Annotated in this window: 16 protein-coding genes and 1 tRNA gene; 8 read left to right on the plus strand and 9 right to left on the minus strand. The window is 60.2% G+C overall.

Annotation, left to right across the window (positions count from 1 at the left end; genetic code table 11):
* Positions 1–69: 69 nt before the first annotated feature.
* Positions 70–816 (minus strand): cytochrome c biogenesis protein CcdA, encoded by a 747-nt coding sequence (locus tag C7T96_RS01790; protein WP_106569445.1) that lies wholly within the window; start codon positions 814–816, stop codon positions 70–72.
* Positions 817–1,056: 240 nt separating this feature from the next.
* Here C7T96_RS01790 and C7T96_RS01795 point away from each other — a divergent pair.
* A tRNA-Lys gene (locus C7T96_RS01795) sits at positions 1,057–1,132 on the plus strand.
* A gap of 85 nt (positions 1,133–1,217) precedes the next feature.
* Positions 1,218–2,399 (plus strand): integrase, encoded by a 1,182-nt coding sequence (locus C7T96_RS01800; RefSeq protein WP_106569446.1) that lies wholly within the window; start codon positions 1,218–1,220, stop codon positions 2,397–2,399.
* Here C7T96_RS01800 and C7T96_RS01805 read toward each other — a convergent pair.
* Positions 2,335–3,300, minus strand: a complete 966-nt coding sequence (locus C7T96_RS01805) for a M48 family metalloprotease (protein WP_106569447.1) — start codon at positions 3,298–3,300, stop codon at positions 2,335–2,337. The two genes, C7T96_RS01800 and C7T96_RS01805, sit on opposite strands and share 65 nt — an antisense overlap.
* Entirely contained in the window at positions 3,297–4,928 is a 1,632-nt protein-coding gene (locus C7T96_RS01810) for a type IV secretory system conjugative DNA transfer family protein (protein ID WP_106569448.1), read from the minus strand. Before C7T96_RS01810 ends, C7T96_RS01805 begins: the two co-directional genes overlap by 4 nt.
* 270 nt (positions 4,929–5,198) lie before the next feature.
* Between C7T96_RS01810 and C7T96_RS01815 the strand changes: the two genes are divergently transcribed.
* Positions 5,199–6,653: a MobA/MobL family protein gene (locus C7T96_RS01815; protein ID WP_106569449.1), complete on the plus strand. Its 1,455-nt coding sequence runs from the start codon at positions 5,199–5,201 to the stop codon at positions 6,651–6,653.
* A gap of 55 nt (positions 6,654–6,708) precedes the next feature.
* Here C7T96_RS01815 and C7T96_RS01820 read toward each other — a convergent pair whose 3' ends face one another.
* Positions 6,709–6,918 carry a hypothetical protein gene (locus C7T96_RS01820; protein ID WP_106569450.1) on the minus strand — a complete coding sequence of 70 codons (210 nt, stop codon included), beginning with the start codon at positions 6,916–6,918 and terminating at the stop codon, positions 6,709–6,711.
* Between the two features lie 283 nt (positions 6,919–7,201).
* On the opposite strand from C7T96_RS01820, the gene C7T96_RS01825 reads away from it, so the two are divergent.
* The 3 genes from C7T96_RS01825 to C7T96_RS01835 all read left to right on the plus strand — a co-directional run bounded on the left by C7T96_RS01825 (position 7,202) and on the right by C7T96_RS01835 (position 8,846).
* Entirely contained in the window at positions 7,202–7,492 is a 291-nt protein-coding gene (locus tag C7T96_RS01825; protein ID WP_245414038.1) for a hypothetical protein, read from the plus strand.
* Positions 7,489–7,836 (plus strand): DUF2958 domain-containing protein, encoded by a 348-nt coding sequence (locus tag C7T96_RS01830; RefSeq protein WP_106569451.1) that lies wholly within the window; start codon positions 7,489–7,491, stop codon positions 7,834–7,836. The genes C7T96_RS01825 and C7T96_RS01830 overlap by 4 nt, the downstream gene beginning before the upstream one ends.
* Before the next feature lie 410 nt (positions 7,837–8,246).
* Positions 8,247–8,846, plus strand: a complete 600-nt coding sequence (locus tag C7T96_RS01835) for a hypothetical protein (protein ID WP_146149125.1) — start codon at positions 8,247–8,249, stop codon at positions 8,844–8,846.
* A 15-nt stretch (positions 8,847–8,861) separates the two neighbouring features.
* On the opposite strand, the gene C7T96_RS01840 is transcribed toward C7T96_RS01835, so the two are convergent.
* The 5 genes from C7T96_RS01840 to C7T96_RS23795 all read right to left on the minus strand — a co-directional run bounded on the left by C7T96_RS01840 (position 8,862) and on the right by C7T96_RS23795 (position 12,846).
* Complete coding sequence (locus C7T96_RS01840; RefSeq protein ID WP_106569453.1) at positions 8,862–10,034, minus strand: Fic family protein; 1,173 nt, start codon at positions 10,032–10,034, stop codon at positions 8,862–8,864.
* 154 nt (positions 10,035–10,188) lie between these two features.
* Positions 10,189–10,845 carry a hypothetical protein gene (locus tag C7T96_RS01845; RefSeq protein WP_106569454.1) on the minus strand — a complete coding sequence of 219 codons (657 nt, stop codon included), beginning with the start codon at positions 10,843–10,845 and terminating at the stop codon, positions 10,189–10,191.
* On the minus strand, positions 10,842–11,498 hold the full coding sequence (locus C7T96_RS01850; RefSeq protein WP_106569455.1) for a hypothetical protein: 657 nt from the start codon (positions 11,496–11,498) through the stop codon (positions 10,842–10,844). The genes C7T96_RS01845 and C7T96_RS01850 overlap by 4 nt, the downstream gene beginning before the upstream one ends.
* 18 nt (positions 11,499–11,516) lie before the next feature.
* Positions 11,517–12,491, minus strand: a complete 975-nt coding sequence (locus C7T96_RS01855) for an endonuclease/exonuclease/phosphatase family protein (protein ID WP_106569456.1) — start codon at positions 12,489–12,491, stop codon at positions 11,517–11,519.
* A gap of 127 nt (positions 12,492–12,618) precedes the next feature.
* Positions 12,619–12,846, minus strand: a complete 228-nt coding sequence (locus C7T96_RS23795; protein ID WP_146149126.1) for a hypothetical protein — start codon at positions 12,844–12,846, stop codon at positions 12,619–12,621.
* A 400-nt stretch (positions 12,847–13,246) separates the two neighbouring features.
* Here C7T96_RS23795 and C7T96_RS01860 point away from each other — a divergent pair, with 400 nt between their 5' ends.
* Positions 13,247–14,071, plus strand: coding sequence for a TIGR02391 family protein (locus tag C7T96_RS01860; RefSeq protein WP_106569457.1), 825 nt, complete (start codon positions 13,247–13,249; stop codon positions 14,069–14,071).
* Positions 14,072–15,568: 1,497 nt separating this feature from the next.
* A complete protein-coding gene (locus C7T96_RS01865) occupies positions 15,569–17,485 on the plus strand; it encodes a ParB/RepB/Spo0J family partition protein (protein WP_106569458.1) in 1,917 nt (638 codons plus the stop codon).
* Positions 17,486–17,498: the final 13 nt, after the last annotated feature.

A 17,498-nucleotide genomic window follows, 5' to 3' on the forward strand; every position in this document is an offset into this window, starting at 1 on the left:
TTGGGGACGGGTCGCGCCGTCTTTATCATTGCGCGCCCGGCAATCCAATCGCCCCGGCGGGCCGGCGGCCTATCCCAGTTGACCGAGCGCGGGAAAGGTTTCCAAAAGCCAGTAGGAGGCGGCCTGGATGCCGCCGGTCAGAAACAGCACGCCGGCAATCACCAACAGTCCGCCCATCACCTTTTCCACCCGTCCAAGATGCAGGCGGAAACGGCCGAGGAAGCGCATGAAGGCGCCCGAAAACAGGGCCGCCAGCAGGAACGGAATGCCGAGGCCGAGCGAATAGGCAAACAAAAGCGTCGCCCCCTCGCCGACCGTGCCGCGTCCGCCGGCCAGGGTCAGGATCGGGCCGAGCACGGGACCGATGCACGGCGTCCAGCCGAAGGCGAAGGCCAGCCCCATCAGATAGGCCGCGGCCGGCCCGGCCTGCGACCCGCCGGTCTGGAAACGGGCCTCGCGCGACAGGAAGGGAATGCGGATCAAGCCGAGAAAATTCAGCCCCATCAGGATGATCAGGATGCCGGCGACGATCGCCAGTTCCTGCTGCCAGGCGCGCAACAGGCCGCCGATGGTCGAGGCGCCGGCGCCCAGTGCGACGAAGACGGTGGAAAAGCCGAGCACGAATGCGGCGGCCGCGCCGAGCAGGGCGAGCTTGGTGCGGGTGACCTGTGCGGCGGCGTTGCCGTCGCGGAAATCCTCCACCGAAACCCCGGCCATATAACATAGATAGGGCGGCACCAGCGGCAGGACGCAGGGCGACAGGAAGGACAGAGCCCCTGCCCCGACCGCGCTCGCATATCCGACATCGATCGCCATGACGGCCCTTGCACCTCGTGTCCGCGCGCGCCCGGCCCGTGCCGGCCGCGCCGCCGTGACCCGGCTATACCCTCGCCGACCGGGCTGTGCCAATCACCCTTTTGTGGGCGAATTGTCCCGGTCCGCGCCCGGCGCGCGACCTTTCACCAACAAGATCGCCGCGGACGCGCTTTTGCGGTTGACCCGAGGGTGGCGCCTCCCTATTTTCCGCCCACTTTCGGGGCGGCAACGGCCCTGCGGGAGCGCGTAGCTCAGTTGGTAGAGCAACTGACTTTTAATCAGTAGGTCCAGGGTTCGAGCCCCTGCGCGCTCACCAGAAAAATCAACGACTTAGCCTTCCTCTTCCGTCAAAGAATAGCCAAAATCGCCGGACACACTGTGGACACAGTCTGGAGGGCGGAATGGCGACGCATTACATTCTTGGGGACCGCGTACGGCTCTATCAGCGCGAGAACAGCACTGCGTGGCAGGCGCAGGCCCGCCTGGAAGGCAAAAAGTGGCGTGTCAGCACCAAAACGGACAGCCTTTCGCAGGCCAAGGAGATCGCCGAAGACTGGTATTTTGAGTTGCGCGGCAAGAGCCGCGTTGGCGAGCTTACGCAGGAAAAGACCTTCGCGGATGCGGCCAAGCAGTTCCTTCAGGAGTACGAGGCCATCACGCTCGGCGAGCGGAACCCGCGCTATGTCAAGGACCATGCCGCGCGGCTCGACAACCACTTGCTTCCCTACTTCGGCGACAAGGGATTGAGTACCTTCACCGCCGGGTTGGTGCAGGATTACCGGGTGATGCGGCTCCAGCCGAACGAGGAAACCGGCAAGGTGCCATCACGCAGCACGTTGCACCATGAGACCGTCACCCTCCGGCAGGTGATGAAGACGGCGTTGCGGCATGGGTGGATCAACCATCTGCCCGACTTCTCGGCGCCCTACCGAACGTCGGGTAAGATCAGCCATCGGGCTTGGTTCTCGCCGGAGGAATACAAGACCCTCTACACTTACACCCGCGAGCGGGCGAAACAGGCCAAGGGACTGAACTGGGAACACGCCGCAGAACAGTTGCACGACTATATCCTCTTCATGGCCAATACGGGCCTGCGGCCTGACGAGGCCAACCGGCTCGAGTATCGCGACGTGACCGTTGAACGGGACCAGGAAGGTGGTGAGCGCATCCTCCTGATCGAGGTGCGGGGCAAGCGTGGCGTTGGTTATTGCAAAAGCACGACGGGTGCCGTCTATCCGTTCTTGCGGCTGAAGAAGCGCAACGATCCGGAACCCAACGATCTTGTCTTTCCGCAGGACCACAAGAAGCAGTTCAACCGCGCCTTGACCGATTGCGCGCTCAAGTTCGATCGCGAGGGGAACCGTCGCTCGGCCTACAGCTTGCGGCACACCTACATCTGCCTGCGCCTGCTTGAAGGCGCAGACATCTATCAGATAGCCAAAAACTGCCGCACCAGCGTGGAAATGATCGAAAAGCACTACGCCGTACACTTGAAGAACACGCTTGATGCCAGGGCGATTAACGTGAAGCGGTCGGGACGCAGACGGGCGGACCCAAAAGCGACCATTGGCGCCCAAGGTTGACGTGGTGCTCTGGTTCCTTTGCCATTTGCAGGGTCTTGAGGCGGGCGATCCGCATCTCGAGCGATGGGTGGGTACTGAACAAGTGTCCTTCCCCCAGACCAGCCCACATCATGACGTTGGCAAATCCGTTGGTTTGAGGAGGCTTCTTCTCCTTCTTCAGGCGCTCCAACGCGGAGATCATATGCTCGCGGCTGAACACGATGGCAGAGATCTCATCGGCGGTGAACTCGCGCGCACGGGACAGGCGCAGGATCTCAAGCTCGGAAAGCGGCGTGAACACCCAGCGTGCGAACGTCTTGAGGCCGCGGAGCAGTAGAAAGAACGTCAGCGACTCCTGAATGCTTCGGGCCCGGGTCATCCTCGCCATATCGTTGCTTGCAACGTGCCCTAGCTCGTGGCCGATCACAGCGACCAGTTGTTCCTTAGTCAAACGTTCGACGGCGCCCTTGCTCACGGCGATGAGGGCATTCGATGGGCTGTCGCCCATGGCGAAGGCATTGATATCCTCGTTCGGGAACCATCCAATATGGGCGACGCGGGGAAGGCCCATGGTTTCGGCCAGGCGCTGCGTGACCCTGGCGATCGGATGCGTATCGGAAAAGAACGTCACGCCCATCTGCCTTGCCGCACTATGGCTGGCATTATTCGTGAACAGTTGCCCTCCGATGATGGACCAGATCGGCAAGATGCAAGCACCCAAGGTCGCGACCGACACATGCACGGCGATCATGGGTGGTCCAAGGGTTATCCAGGCGAACGGGCCGCTCGCCATGATGGCTGTGGAATTTGCGCCAAAGGAAACCATGGTCCAGAAGCCGCCGCCTACGAGCGCAAGAACGATCAGGAAGACGACGGTGGGCCAGACTGGGTAGCATGGGAACTGGTGTCGTTTGGCGGTCATAAGCGGGCCTTCAAGTCATCGTTAGCGAACCACGGCGTGAGGTCGGCCTGGACGGGCGGCACATCGCGCACGAAGTGCACGGCCCTACGGCCTTGAGCGTTCCCGCGCATGACGGCTATCACCTCGTCCGGCAGGAGCAGCTTGCGCGCGGCCAGGTGCAGGTTCTCCGAAATCGAAAAGCTGCTGGACGTCGCGTGCCCGCCACTGACGGACGCCGACATGTTGGGCACCTCGTAGGCGATGGTGGTATCGCCGAGGTAACGGGACACCAGTTCGGCAGTGTGGGGATCGTCCGTTCCGAAGAACGACTTCACCTCCGCCTGGAGAAAGGACTTCCAGGTGGTGGGATATTTCTGCTCGAGGGTTGGCAGGTCCTGCAGGAAGAACCACAAGCGTACGCCCGCCCCGGCATGGGTACGCAGGGCGCCGACAAAGCGGTCGTCGCGATCGAGCATCAGGAATTCATCGAGTACGAACAGCACCGGAATCTCCGGTCTGTTCGGGTTGATGAGCATGGCGTCCAGGGCCGACGCGAACAGCATGCGCACGAACGTGGAATAGGGTGCGATCTGATTGAACGGCAGGACGAGGTAGACCGTGGCTGGGCTATCCTTGAGGTTCTTAAAGTCGAAATCGCTCCGCCGCGTCGCCTGGCGCAGGCCTTCGGTATCCCACACACGCAGATGGTTGTTGAGGCTATCGAGGACGCGCGGCTGGCCGGTGTCGCGGCTCTTGGTACGGAAGTTGGCGGCCGGGTTGCGGATCGAGCTCGGCATCGCGGCATCCCCCATAGCGGCCACGAGCCCGCTGAGGTTCTTGTCCAACGTGGACAGTGTGTCGCGGATGGTGCCGAGGTTGCGGTGCGTCTCCGGCGCGAACCGCGCGGTAAATTCCACAACGGCGGTGAGGAACGCGACCGCCTCGTTCTCGAAAAACTGCTGCTTTTCCTCGTGAGTGCGCGGGTACAGGATCTCGGCCAGTTCGAGCGCGCTCTGGCTGTCGGTGACGGCATCGAGCGGGTTGAAGGCCGTTGACGCTGGTATGCCGGGAACGCGGAACGGGTTGACCACGTGCACCGGTCCGACATGGGCTTCGCGCCAGCGGGCCGTGTGCTGGTAGAGTTCTCCCTTGGGATCCAGGACGACGGCGGCACCCCGGTAGGTCAGAAGCGTCGGGATGATCTGCAAGACGCTCTTGCCGGTGCGAGTCGGCGCCACGGTCAGGAGATGGCTCTCGCCATCCCAGGACACGGGGTGGTTTTCGACATTTCCTAAGACGATGCTGCGTCCGCTTGCCGGGCGGAGCAGCCCTGCGGTTTCCAGGTCGGCGAGGTTGGACCAGCGCGCGGAACCGTGGATCGGTGGCGGATTGGTGCGCATCTCGGCCTGCCGCTCGCGCAGTTCGTAGGCCTCCCTCGCCCGCTGCAGAATGCCCGTTGGGTCGCGGCCCTCCTTGATGGCATCGACCGCCGTTTCAATCGTGAGAGGGTCGTAGCCTTCGCTTTCGAGGCGCTGCTTGACGCGCCACGCGGTGAACGAGCGGCCCAGCTGCCAGCCCGTGCGGATTGCGCCGGTGATCTCGCCGGGCACGCCCAGTTGTTTTGAAACGTCGAACGGGCCCTTCGCCACCCCGCAACCCCCGGTACGCGTTACTCCCGGGTGGACATTAGAAATTGAAATGCGATCCCGTCAACTCTAAGGTGTACGAACGCGTACAGCGCACTTACATGTTGGCTGACTTGTACTCATACAGGTTAAGCCAACATTGTGGCGGTCGGGGCGGGTTTGGGCTCTGCGCAAAGGACGCCCCGAACCGCCAAAGTGCGGCAAGGGGAAACCCCCTGCACCCCCCTCCGTGCCATCGGAAACGTCCGTGCCCTGTCCGTTGGGGTGGGAGACATGGGCATGCAGGATGGCAACATCCATTGCCATATCGACAACGTCTCGCGGCGCGACCGAAACCACGGCACCCGCGTGGCGGTGGCGTCCGCCGCCTACCTTTCCGGGCAGCGGATCTGGTCGGAGGTCGAGCAGCGGTTCGTGGAATTCAGCATGCGGGAGGACGTCGTCTTTTCCGAGATCGTACGCCCTGAGGGGGCGCCCGCCTGGGTGGCGGATCGCGCGGCGCTTTGGAACACCGTCGACCTCACCGCCCGAAGAAAGGATGCCCGGCTCGCCAAGAGCATCGTGGCCGCGATCACGCGGGATATACCGCAGGACCGTCGGGTCGCACTTGTGCGCGACTTCGTGGCGCCCTTCGTGGCGCTCGGTTGTATCGCCGATGTGGCCATCCATGAGGACGGCACCGACCACAATCCTCACCTGCATGTGTTGCTGACCACGCGTCGCCTGACCCCGGACGGGTTCGGCGACAAGCTGACCGCGCTGGAACAGCGCAGCTTCGTCAAGAGGACCCGCGAACGCTGGGCCGACCTCAGCAACCGGTATCTTGAGAAAGCCGGTTCACCGATCCGGGTGGATCACCGCAGTTACCGTGCCCGCGGCATCGAGGCGGAACCGACCGTGCATCGCGGGCCTAATCCGATGGAGCGCCGGATCAAGCGTGAACACGCGCGGCGCGTAAGAGAGGAGACCACCATGAGCCGACCCGATGTTCATGAAAGGCGCATTTATCCCTTGCTCAGCACACGGGAGACATGGCCCCCGGAACCGGAGCCGTCTCCCGATATGACCGAACAGGAGCGGGATGAACATCATCGCTATTGGCAGGACCGTCAGTTGGACCGTCTTGAAAGCGCGCAGCAGGTTGAACCGGACGCGCCCTGGTTTGAGCAGGCGCTGGACCGGGCCCGGGCCGAAGCCGGTCACGTGCCCGACGCAGAGCGTATCCGGCACGAGGACGTCAACCCTGAAACCCTTCGCGAGCAGACCTGGTCCCATGAAGATTACGATGCCGATGTTCGCAAGCGTGCGATCGAGATGAAAGCCACCCGTGAGGAGAACGAGGCCTTTCGGGCGGTTCGTCACGAACCTGTCGAAACCCGCCGCTTTGTTCAGGAATTTATCCTGCACGGGCGTATGCAGACCATCCGTGACCAGGATCTCGCCCGGCGGCTGGAGCAGGTCCAACCGGAGCTCCGCGCCAAACTCGAGCCCTTACGGCCCCAATACCTCGATTGGGAGCACGAGCTCCCCGAGCCGGGACCGGATCGGGAGCCTCGTTTTCGTCGGGAAATGGATCAGGCGCGGGACCGCATGCTTGAGGACAGTCACCGCGAGGCCGAACCGGAGCCGCCGCAGCGTGAGGTGTCGCGCGATGCGTTGGAACGGGCCCGTACGCGCATGATCGAAGACTATGAGCGTGAAGAGGATTGGGGCGAGCCGGAACGGTAGGTGCCCACCATGGCGACAATTTAGCAGGATTCGACAGGAGCTATCGGGTCACCCGTCAGGCTTTCTTGAATGCCTTCACAAGTTCCGCGCGATAAGCGTCGCCCTTGAGGCCACGGCCCGTGAGTTCCTTCGACACGGCCTTTGCCGCGGCGCTTTTCTTCATGCCTTCGACGGCGGTGAACTTTTCCGCTTTGCCTTTACCGATGGGCTTTGTGACGAACCTGCCGGTTGTCGCAGAGCGGCTGATTTTGATCTCTTTTGCCATGCCTCATCATAACCGGGTACCGGGTATCCGCCCGCATATTTGTGGTCGCGGCCGTGAACAGGGACTGGCCATCGTGTCCTGAATGCCGCCCCCCGAACGGTTCGCAGGCAATCCTCTCCCACCGGTGTCGATCGGCAGGGCTGCTTTCGCTGCCTCGGCTTTTGTCGCTGTTGCACCGATCGTTGGGCGCCGGCGCTCCCAATGGCCGGTAGGTTCGCCAAACTGGCCCGATCCGGCCCATGCGCAATGGTCTTCCGCCGCAAGCGGTCTCCCGAGAAGAACCATGCCCCTGTCCCTCGAAGATCAGTCCTACCCGTTGGCGACCGGCCGCAAGGGGTGGCCGGAGCAACCAACGAAAGACAACACCATGTCAAAAACCAACACACCCAAAGTTCCCACCCACGAGGTCTTCCACGTGGTGGGCGACAAGGACAAAGCCCGCTGGACCAAAATCGGCATCGGTTGGCAGCATCAGGACGGCGAAGGCATGAACCTGATCATCAACTACACGCCGCTGGTTGAAGGCCGGACGGTGGTTCGCCGGATCAAGGCCCCGCAGGAGGCAGAGGCATGAGCCCTCTGCTCACCGTCGCGCAGCGTACTGCGCTCCTCGCCAACGGCCGCCGGTCGGCGGCCGGCGAGGATCTTGACCCTAAGCCGGTCGTGAAGCTGTTCACGCCGGACGCCGGGGCCACCTGGCTTCTCACCGAACTGGATCCGGACGACCCGGATATCGCGTTCGGGCTTTGCGATCTCGGTCTCGGTTGCCCCGAACTGGGCTCGGTCCGACTGTCCGAGATCAAAACCATCCGCGGCAGGTTGGGATTGTCGGTGGAGCGGGACCGATGGTTCAGTGGCGCGAAGCCTCTGTCGGCTTATGCGGCTGAGGCTTCACGGATTGGGCGCATTTGCGCCTGACCTTGGGGCCGCGGTTCACGCGGCCCGCCTATTACACAAGCGCGGTCGCGCGCGCTTGTTGTACTTTCGCGTGGAAACTTTTTCCTTGTCATATTTAGAGAACTGTAAAACAGTTCATGTGGAATCAATCCGCCCTTTTTTGTCGGGCGGTTGCCCGCACGGGGCAACCGAACGGAGAACCTCATGGGAAAACCCTACCGCTATCCTCCGCCAAAACGGAGGCCGCCTGAACCGCCTGCACTCAGTGTGGCTCAGCGTGAAGCGCTGATCACTAAGCTTGCCGCCGCAGATAAGGCTTTTGTCGCCGGACATAACGTATCGCTGTCGGAGAAACGGGTGCGGTCGATCGTTCGCGAGACCGCCGAAAACCTGCTCCACACCCCCTTTCGACGAGGCCGAGGTTAGACTGAGTGGCTTTTGAGTATACCGGCGTTCAATCTCTCGTGAACCCCGAAATCTTCTACAAAATACTTGCCAGCGCGGTCGAAGAAACCGCGCTGGCAGCAGATTTTGAAATCAACGATAACAACCTTATTCAGGATGACGCTGCCCAAAAATACTTCGCCTATCATTACATGCAGATAGAATGGAGCGGTGAGCTCCGCGAATCCAAACGATCCATCCTGGCCGTCGCACTGGCGATCCATGCGATCGCCCTTCACCCCCCAATCTCAAGACCGCTCTTTGTTTATGCCGACGACAAGCCTGTCGGCTTGCTTGACGCCATCGCCCATCGCAACCCAAACGAACTGATCGCGCTTGTTTTCGGCATGGCCATCGCCGAGCTTCAAACCGAGCTCAAAAACAGCGCCGGCAATATCATGTATTTCCCGTCGCGCCTGAACCTGCGCTCCATCCGACCAGCGGACTTACGAGATGCCGTGCGCGTCATAGCCGAAAACAAGAATCGCGATCTGGGAGCCAGTCACGGCCAGTTCCGTAGAGCCTTTCATCGCCTGGCAACCTTGATGCGACGTTTGAGAGTGCACCGGTTTTCTCGGCACAGGTGAACCCTGCGTTCGTTTCTAGCCACCGACAGGATAAAGTCTTGGGAGCCAGCGTTCGACGACAGTCGCAGGAAAGGCAAGCCTGACCTTGCCTTTTGGCGATGGGGAGGTCAGCAGGCCTTTGTCGAGAAGCGCCGATAAGACAGAGCGAGCCTGGCGCTCTTGATAGCCCGTCAACGCTTCCGCTTGAGAGCGCTGGAACTCGCCGGTAAGAACGGCCTCGCGCAGAAGTGACCAGCTCCCCTTGGGAAGGCGCTTTGCCCTGATTTCCTCATCTGTCCAGATTTCCATCCGATTGAGCAATTCCTGTGGCTCTGTAAGCTTTTCCATGAAGCGCACCTGATCGAGGCAAGCCGCGAGGAAGAACCGGCAGAACTCGGATAGCCCAGCCTCGGTTAGGTTGCCGCGGCCGTCGAGATCACCGCGGCGGGGCTCGTCGGCCGCGGTGAGCAGGCTTTTGTAGGATTGAACGTCCCGGGCAAGGCCGCGAGACACCGACCAGAGTTCTGAGCCCACGCCGAACTCGCGCAGCAGGGCGTGAGAAAACAGGCGCGAGACACGGCCGTTGCCATCCATGAATGGATGGATCCAGACGAGGCGGTGGTGGGACGCGGCAACACCTACCAGCTGCTGTATGCGAGACAGGCGCGCCGGGTCGTAGCCTTCAGCAAATCGCAGCAAGAGCCGTTCCAGTGCTTCGGGCTCGGGAGCAATATGGCGACCGACAATCACGTGCCTGGTGCGCAATTCTCCTGGGACAACGCGAACCTCCTCCCCCGTTTTCGGATCCTTGGCAACCAATAGCTCTTCGGGCAAACGAGAGCAGAATTCCCGGTGCATCCACCTAACGGCGTCCACAGAGAGGATTGGGTACGGCATCTCCCCCCGGTCAATCATCGCCTGAACTTCGATATGGGCTCTGGCTTCGCGCTGCAGATTTCGTTGTTCCGGTTCTTGAGCGTAATCACCGGCAAGTGCCCTATCGATATCAACGGGGTGCGTATGGTGACCCTCGATGAGGTTCGAGTAATAGCAGTTCATTGAGCGAACCAGATCACCCAACGACGCTCGCATGATCGGGTGCAGCCGGCTACCAAAGGCGCTGGCGGCCTCTATAAGGTCGATTACGGTGTCCTCGATTTCACGACCTATATCAGGGAACAGCGGCTCCATAGCTGCGATATCGGTCATTCTTTGCCGCTTTCGTTGCCGGTTGATTAGCGTTTACCAGCAATAACATAAGCATAAAGCCGCGCATACATTTTGCCGGTTTTTTTGCCGCTTTTTCGAGCAGGTGCGACTCAACGGATGCGCAACTCTGTGGTGATCGTGCGTACGCACCTAGCTAGCGATCGCCCTGCTTAAAGACAGCCCGGCCAGCCCGCGCCAGGTTCCATACCGCCCATATCGTCAGCAGCAGAAAGATCAATGGCTCAACAAGCGGGAAGAACGTCGTCGCCTGCGAACTACAGCCCGCTTCCCCAGCCATGCGATAACCGTCGGCCAAAAGGGAGCTGAAGCTAGCGCCATCGGGAACTGACCACAGGGACAACCCGCCGCGCCCAATCTCTTCGAGCGGCTGCCCACTTACCGAAGCGCAGAGCGTACCTTCGTTGTGCATGACGCGCCACGAGTGCCCCAATGCCCAAATCGGCACACCAACCCCGAGCACGATGCCGCTAAAGGTGAACCATTTGCCGATGCTCGAACCCGGCTCGAAATCGAATATGCGCAACGGAAATCGGGCGCGCCAGGTCGTGCCCTCGATGCGCGCATGCTCGGCAACCAATCCGAGCGAGATCGTAAGCAGGACCGAGAGACACAGAATCCCCCATAGGGCCACGATGGCGTCCGGCGTGTCCTTCGCGAAGGTAATGCCGAGCAGGGATTTCAGCCCAAAGTAAACCGGTGAATTCTGCGTCTCGCCCATCACGGTCAGTGCGAACGCAAGTTGAATAAGAGCTACAGCCAGCCACGCCCTTTGGATCGACGTCGGATTCATCGCGACACTCTGATTTCCAGCGGAAGAGTCCCGGAAAGTACGGCGAACAATCCACCGTCCCGGCTTTCGAAGTGCGCACCGTCGAGCGAAATACCAAGACTTTGGATCTCTTCGGGCAGCGCTAACACAGCGTCCTTCGTGGAGAGGGCTTTGTTGAGCCCGTTCAAGATCTGCGCCTGCATCTCGTCTCGAAAACCGCTCAGGTCCGATCCGATTCGTATGGCATCGTTAGAAATGTTGAGTTCTACCGACTGCGACGACAGCGAAACCGTGTTGTCAGTGACGGCCGCCTGAAAAAGCGCAACTACGCTCCCATTGGTCGAGCCCAGAAACCCACCATCGTACCGAACGTGGACCTTCACCTTGAGCAAGCCAGCCTCGGCCCATAACTGCGTCCCCGTGTGGCTGATATCACCACCGGCGTGACGGTTGGCGAGCGTGTTGAGAACGCCAATGAACTCATCAAGCTGGGCACGGGCCGTAAAGGGTACGGCTTGATCGTTTGCTGGATCGATTTGAACCGTAATCGGCGTCGCGAACCTGATCCCCTCGACTGTGTGTTCGATGACGATCGGCGGCAAAGTCTGGCCCCTGGCCGACGTCGCGCTCACGGCGATGGTTGCAAGAAGTGCTACGAATGCGATTCCTCTCATGATGCGCTCCGGGAACCATTAACCAGGCAGGTCGAGGTCGATGCTGATCGGACAGTGATCACTCAAGCCGCTTCCGCCTTGCGCGGCATTGATATCGTCGCGGGCGAACCGGCGCTCCCAAAAAGAACCTTCGACAAATCGACCCGCAAGCCCCGTATCGAGCACAATCCAGTCGATGGGTTGTGTGCTTGTCCCTTTGCGGGTGGGGCAAAGGCGGGTCACCGTTTGAGGATGGGGTACAACCCAAGGCGTTTCGATAGGATCGTCCGGGCCGACGCCGTTGATCGCTTCCCACAACGTTCCTTCAAAGTTCATCTGACGGAAGCGCCGGTTGAAGTCGCCCGCGATGACGAACGGAATCCCGCTCTCACGCTTTGCCCGGACCCAGTCAGCCAGGAGCGGCACCTGCTTCCACAAGGTCTCGCAATCATCGTCCGACGACGTGTGGATGTTCTTGTTCGTCGCGCACGAGGATTTCAGGTGGACGGACAGGAACCAGAACTGCTCGTCGCCAGCCTCGAGCAAGGCCCCTGTTCCAGCCCGCGTGGCACGGCCGTCGCTATGGAGGACAGACAACTCAGGGAACGGATCAGCTCTCACGAGCGCAACACCGCTATCCTTGCGCACCGCAACAGCTGTGTAGACGTCGCCCTCCCCTGCGGGCGCGTCGTCGTCACGCCAACGCGGTGACATGAGGATGTCGTAAGTATCCTTCGGAAACAGCCGCTCCAGCGCGGCCTTCGTGCCGATTTCTTGGAGCGCAATCACGTCGGCCGCAGTGCCGTCGCGGCCAAAGAGGTCGCGGTACTTCTCCAGCAGCGCGAAATCCTGCGGCGTGCGCTTTACGCTGGAGATCCCGTCAAAGCTCCGCAGGTTGACCCCCTCCTCATGGTGGAGATCCTGAATATTCCAGGAGCCAATCCGGAGGGTGTCGGCGGCGGTCGCGGTTGATAGGCTGAGCGAGGCCACTAGAGCAATAAGCAGGGTTCGCATTAGGCCGTCCTCCGACGGAATGTCGCTCACGCGTGAGAAAACGTTGCCAAACGCTAGGGTAGCATCGCGTCAAGATTGCAATGTGAAAGACTCCACATTCGTCGCACGCGTAAACGTCAGCCGTGTGCTAATGCTTGGAGCCCACCGTAACTGACGAAGCCGTCCCTTCGATCTGCTTTGTGCGCCGGTACAGAACCCAATCGTTCATCAGTTCGGCGAGTGCCCTCGTGATGTCGGTATCGCGCCAGCCGGAACGGATGGCGTCTTCGCAAAGCGCGGTGAATTTCGCCTCCATCGCGTCCTGGCAATCCAGATTGCGACCATTGTATTCATTTGATGATTTCGGACGGTGCATGAGATCCCCTACCCGATGACCTATCATTCTTATGTCGCGCCGGTGGCGATTTCGTGACGTTCTGCGCGGTGGTGAAAACAGATCGGTAGATCGATTTTCTTGCGTTAGAGTGTCTATTGCTTATCTTTCTTTAGCATGCGAAGCTTGGTTCTTACCATCAACCGATGGTTTTCGGTAACACCTTGGGGCCTTCGGCCCCTTCTTTTTTCGCAGATCATTAGCCAAGCCTCGCGCGAGCAAGGATGGCGTCCTCGGAGAGACGCCATCCTCCATCGCAACGTCAGGCGGCCGTGTTGTACTTCGCGCTTTGTTAGCGGATCCGCGCCGTTCTCATTTTTTGAGTTATGACACGTTTCCGCTCTTCCTATGGTAATGTCTTTACCTAAGGTAAGGTTAGCTGATGTTTGATCTCGCCAAAGCGATCCCGGACCCCGATCTGGTCCTTGCGATGGAACCAGAAGAACTGGCTGCAAAGCTATTATTCTTGATCAAGCAGCGGTTGTCCGCAGGCGATCATCCATATGCTCACCTGGGCAACTACATCAACGAACTCACAACGAAGGATCGGAACGGCAACTACCCGTATCCACTCGAGAGGCGCGAAGAACTGCGTGTCGCAATTGCTGAGGCTTGGAATTGGCTTGAAGTTAACGGACTGCTAATCGCTGCCGAAGGTTCCAATGGCCAAAGCGGTTTCCGCGTTCTCGGCCGCCGAGCACAACACATCGCCGATGCGAGTACCTTCGCGGAGTTTCAAGCGACTCGGATGCTTCGCAAGGAACTGCTGCACAGACGCATTGCGGATCGCGTATGGTCCGCATTTCTCCGTGGCGAGTTTGACGGCGCAGTCTTCCAGGCGATGAAAGCAGTTGAGGTCTATGTCCGGGAGGCTGGGGGCTTCGGCCAAGATTTGCTAGGTGTGAAATTGATGCAGGAGGCCTTTAAGCCAAAAGATGGACCTCTGACGGACAACGACAGTGAGGGGGGCGAACAGGTGAGCCGCATGCAGCTGTTTTGCGGCGCCATGGGCTCCTACAAGAACCCGAATTCACATCGGGACGTTGACATGAATGACCCAGCCGAGGCGCTCGAGATTATCCTTCTTGCCAATCACCTCCTACGGATTGTCGATGCACGGGCAGTCGCCATCTCGGGAGGCAAGGGGATGCCGACTGCCATTGTCGAACGACAACCATCCAGCATAAACGATAAAGACCGAAGGTAGGAAATACCGACGGCCCCGCTACCGCGAGAATGCAGCTCAATGCAATCAATCAGTATGTTGTATGGAAGGGCGATCACATCAATGCTCGGCGTCCGCCAGGTCGCGCGTCGATGCGGAACTAACAATTGAAAACTTGTTCAAACCAGCGCTTTTACTAGCAATAACCACGCAGCCGACGCTTCAGAATCGACGTGGCGACATTAAATTCATACCCAACGCAACCCCAGATTCATGCTTGGCCTTTTCGTCTAAATGCGCTTACTTGTGTTTGTTGGCGCCGCCGCAACCATTAGGCGCAAGCTGGAGACCGGTCGCCTCGGGAACTGGTTATCACGGGGAGTGGTCGGAGGCTCTCATGCATCGGCTGGTAAACGATGTTGAGAAATCTAAACCTCTGGCGTTGACAAGGAGGTCTAATGACGCCTGTAGATGCAGTCATCATCATGCTGATGTTGACCCAGATCGCGATCATGCTGCATAGCAGCCGCTGATGCGTGCGGGCAGACACCGCAAGGTGATGCGGGGAGTCGGGCAGGCAAACCGAGATGCAGGTCCGACTCCTTTCGGAGCTCGCACAAAAAAGGCCCCGAGCTGGTAACATCGGGGCCCACGGTGGTCAACGCCACCTGTAGATGCAGTCACAGATATAAACTTTATAGCGCCTTTGTCAAGGCGAACAGATGTGGCTTCTCTTTCAAACGAATCAAGCCTAACACACCCTCATTAACAGGAAAATAACTTTCAGCTCCTAAATATTAACCACCAAGATGTCACCATCAATAGATATTATCCCCTTCTCGATCAAATATCTGTAAAGAGATTCTCTATATATTCTTCCTTTTCTTCCATATTGGCGGGGTATTAGTTCTTTTAGTTTATTGGCTTGATCACTGTATTTTGTGTTGATTTTTACATCAACCATCTCTTCCTTTGCTGCTGTGTATGTCTTAGCTGCTCAATACGCTTGGCCAGCATTTCATTTGCATTCGGATTAGTTTTTATTGATTGAAATCCGTGCTCTAACACGCTCTCAAAGTATTCACTGAGTTGCATGTGGTGTGAATTTACAAAATCTCTATTGAGAGCTTCCATTATACTTGCCGGAAGCTTGTGCTGGAGTCTTAGCACACGATCCTCGTTTTCCATGCCACGCCCGCTACGTTTTCTCGGTTTGCTAAGAAAGTGTAAATTGAAGGATATGTCTGTGGAAAAGTCAACCAAGTCGCCGAGACCGCACTTTCTGGTTGCGGGCCTGCCAACATTCTTCGAACGGCACCAAGGGTAGAGAGGCGCGCGGCCCTCTCTCCCCAGCAAGTCCCGGCCCCGGTTTCCCCTACCTTCCTCCGCTTTTGCTTCGTGCAGGCCGGGGAGACCCCTCCGGTCCCGGGGCTTGCCCCCCACTCTCCCCGCTGTTCGCCACGAGGCAAGGGTTCAGGCGGCCTGAACCCTCCTTTTGAGGGTTGGGTTGTCTGAACGGACAATCAAGGAGAGAAAAAGATGACCACAACGCAAAACCATGAACAGACCGTGCCGCTGGGCCGGTTGGTACCGGGCCGTTTCAACGTGCGGCGGGTGAACGGCGATGCCGGTAAGGCGGCGCTGGCGGCCAGCATCGAGGCGCATGGCCTTATCCAGAACCTCGTCGTCAGGAAAGCAGCCAAGGGCAGCAAATTCGAGGTTGTCGCCGGAGGGCGGCGGCTCGGCGCGTTGCGCCAGTTGTTGAAGGACGGGCGCAGCGTCGACGGCGTCGCCGTCGACAAGGACTATCCCGTGCGGGTGGTCGTGCAGGAGGAGGGCAACGACACCGAACTCTCGCTCGCGGAAAATGTCCAGCGCGAGGCCATGCACCCGGTTGACGAGGTGGTGGCCTACCGCGAATTGGTCGACGGCGGCATGGCGGTGGAGGATATCGCCGCGCGGTTCGGCCAGTCGGTTGTGACCGTGAGACAGCGGTTGAAGCTGGCCAGCCTGTCGCCGCGTATCCTCGACGAAATGCGCGACGGCAACGTCACGCTCGAACAGGCGAAGGCGCTCGCCATCACCGATGACCATGCCGCGCAGGAGGCGGCGTGGTTTGAACGGGACGGGTGGAGCCGCACGCCTGCCAACCTGCGTGCCCAGTTGACCAGCGACCATGTGCGGCCGAGCGAACGGCTGGTGCGGTTCGTGGGCATGGAAGCCTACGAACAAGCGGGCGGTACGGTGCTGCGCGACTTGTTCGGCGAAGACGGTGACACCTACCTCACCGACCGGGACACCCTCGTGCGGCTGGCCAACAACAGCCTTCAGTTGGTTGCCGACGAACTCCGTGACCATGGCTGGAAATGGGTGGAGGTCAGCCTGGACGCCAATATCCTGCATCAGGGCGGGTTTGGGCGCATCCACCCTGTACGGCGGGCGCTGACCGAGGCCGAGAACGCCGAACTGGCTGAACTTTCGGCACGGTTCGACGAACTGGCGGACGTGCTTGAGGGCTACGCCGAAGGCGACCCCGACATCGCGGTCACCGAAGCCCAGCAGGTGGAAGTCGAGCAGCGCATCGAGGCCATCCGCAACGGGACGGCGAGCTACCAAGCCGAGGAACAGGCGCTGTCGGGTTGTCTAGTTGGCATCGCCTATGACGGCACCCTGCAGGTCGTGCGGGGCGTCGTGAAGCCCGAAGACCGGAAGGCGCTAGCAGCGCTGCACGCCGAGGGCGAACCCGGCGACGGCAGCGTCGATGAACGGCAAGAACCCGAGACGCGAGGCATGTCCGCCGCGCTCGTTGAGGAACTGACCGCTGTTCGTACTGCCGCGCTGCGCGTGGTACTGGCAAACAAGCCGGAGGTTGCCCTCGCCGCCTTGCTTCATCCTCTCGTGGCGGAGGTGTTCCATCCTTATCACGTCCGTATCGGTTCGGCGGTGGAGGTGCGTGGCCAAAGGAAAGCGCTGGAACCGTCGGTCAAGGAGCCGGACGCCTGTGAGGCGCTCAAGGGCTGGCTCGCGGTCGTGGAACCGTGGGGCGACCGTATTCCCGGCGATAGCGCCGATCTGTGGCCGTGGCTGCTTGCGCAGGACATGGCGACACTGACCGACCTTCTGGCGGTCGTCACCGCCGCCAACCTCAACGGCGTCGAAGCAAGGCATGACGCCTCCCCTGCCCGGCTGGCGCAGGCGGCGCAGGTGGCCGAAGCCGTTGCGCTGGACATGAAAGCTTGGTGGACCCCGCAGGAAACGTTCCTGTCGCGGCTTTCCAAGGCGGATATCGCCGAGGCAATGCGCGAAGCCGGATGCCCGGAGGACGTCGCCAAAGCGGTCGAGAAAGCTCCCAAGGTTGAGGCAGTGGTGCTGGCGGTGAAGGCGCTGGACGGCAAGGGATGGCTGCCGCCTGTGCTGCGTAACGCCACCGATGAGGTTCAATCGGAAGCCGCCTGACGAACCCTGTACC

The sequence above is a fragment of the Nitratireductor sp. StC3 genome (assembly GCF_003015025.1).
In the GTDB taxonomy this organism is placed as follows: Bacteria; Pseudomonadota; Alphaproteobacteria; order Rhizobiales; family Rhizobiaceae; genus Mangrovimarina; species Mangrovimarina alexandrii.

Coding starts and splice junctions, on each gene's coding strand:
- C7T96_RS01790 (WP_106569445.1), bottom strand. CDS start 816: ATGGCGATCGATGTCGGATATGCGAGCGCGGTCGGGGCAGGGGCTCTG.
- C7T96_RS01800 (WP_106569446.1), top strand. CDS start 1,218: ATGGCGACGCATTACATTCTTGGGGACCGCGTACGGCTCTATCAGCGC.
- C7T96_RS01805 (WP_106569447.1), bottom strand. CDS start 3,300: ATGACCGCCAAACGACACCAGTTCCCATGCTACCCAGTCTGGCCCACC.
- C7T96_RS01815 (WP_106569449.1), top strand. CDS start 5,199: ATGGGCATGCAGGATGGCAACATCCATTGCCATATCGACAACGTCTCG.
- C7T96_RS01820 (WP_106569450.1), bottom strand. CDS start 6,918: ATGGCAAAAGAGATCAAAATCAGCCGCTCTGCGACAACCGGCAGGTTC.
- C7T96_RS01825 (WP_245414038.1), top strand. CDS start 7,202: ATGCCCCTGTCCCTCGAAGATCAGTCCTACCCGTTGGCGACCGGCCGC.
- C7T96_RS01830 (WP_106569451.1), top strand. CDS start 7,489: ATGAGCCCTCTGCTCACCGTCGCGCAGCGTACTGCGCTCCTCGCCAAC.
- C7T96_RS01840 (WP_106569453.1), bottom strand. CDS start 10,034: ATGACCGATATCGCAGCTATGGAGCCGCTGTTCCCTGATATAGGTCGT.
- C7T96_RS01845 (WP_106569454.1), bottom strand. CDS start 10,845: ATGAATCCGACGTCGATCCAAAGGGCGTGGCTGGCTGTAGCTCTTATT.
- C7T96_RS01850 (WP_106569455.1), bottom strand. CDS start 11,498: ATGAGAGGAATCGCATTCGTAGCACTTCTTGCAACCATCGCCGTGAGC.
- C7T96_RS01855 (WP_106569456.1), bottom strand. CDS start 12,491: ATGCGAACCCTGCTTATTGCTCTAGTGGCCTCGCTCAGCCTATCAACC.
- C7T96_RS23795 (WP_146149126.1), bottom strand. CDS start 12,846: ATGCACCGTCCGAAATCATCAAATGAATACAATGGTCGCAATCTGGAT.
- C7T96_RS01860 (WP_106569457.1), top strand. CDS start 13,247: ATGTTTGATCTCGCCAAAGCGATCCCGGACCCCGATCTGGTCCTTGCG.
- C7T96_RS01865 (WP_106569458.1), top strand. CDS start 15,569: ATGACCACAACGCAAAACCATGAACAGACCGTGCCGCTGGGCCGGTTG.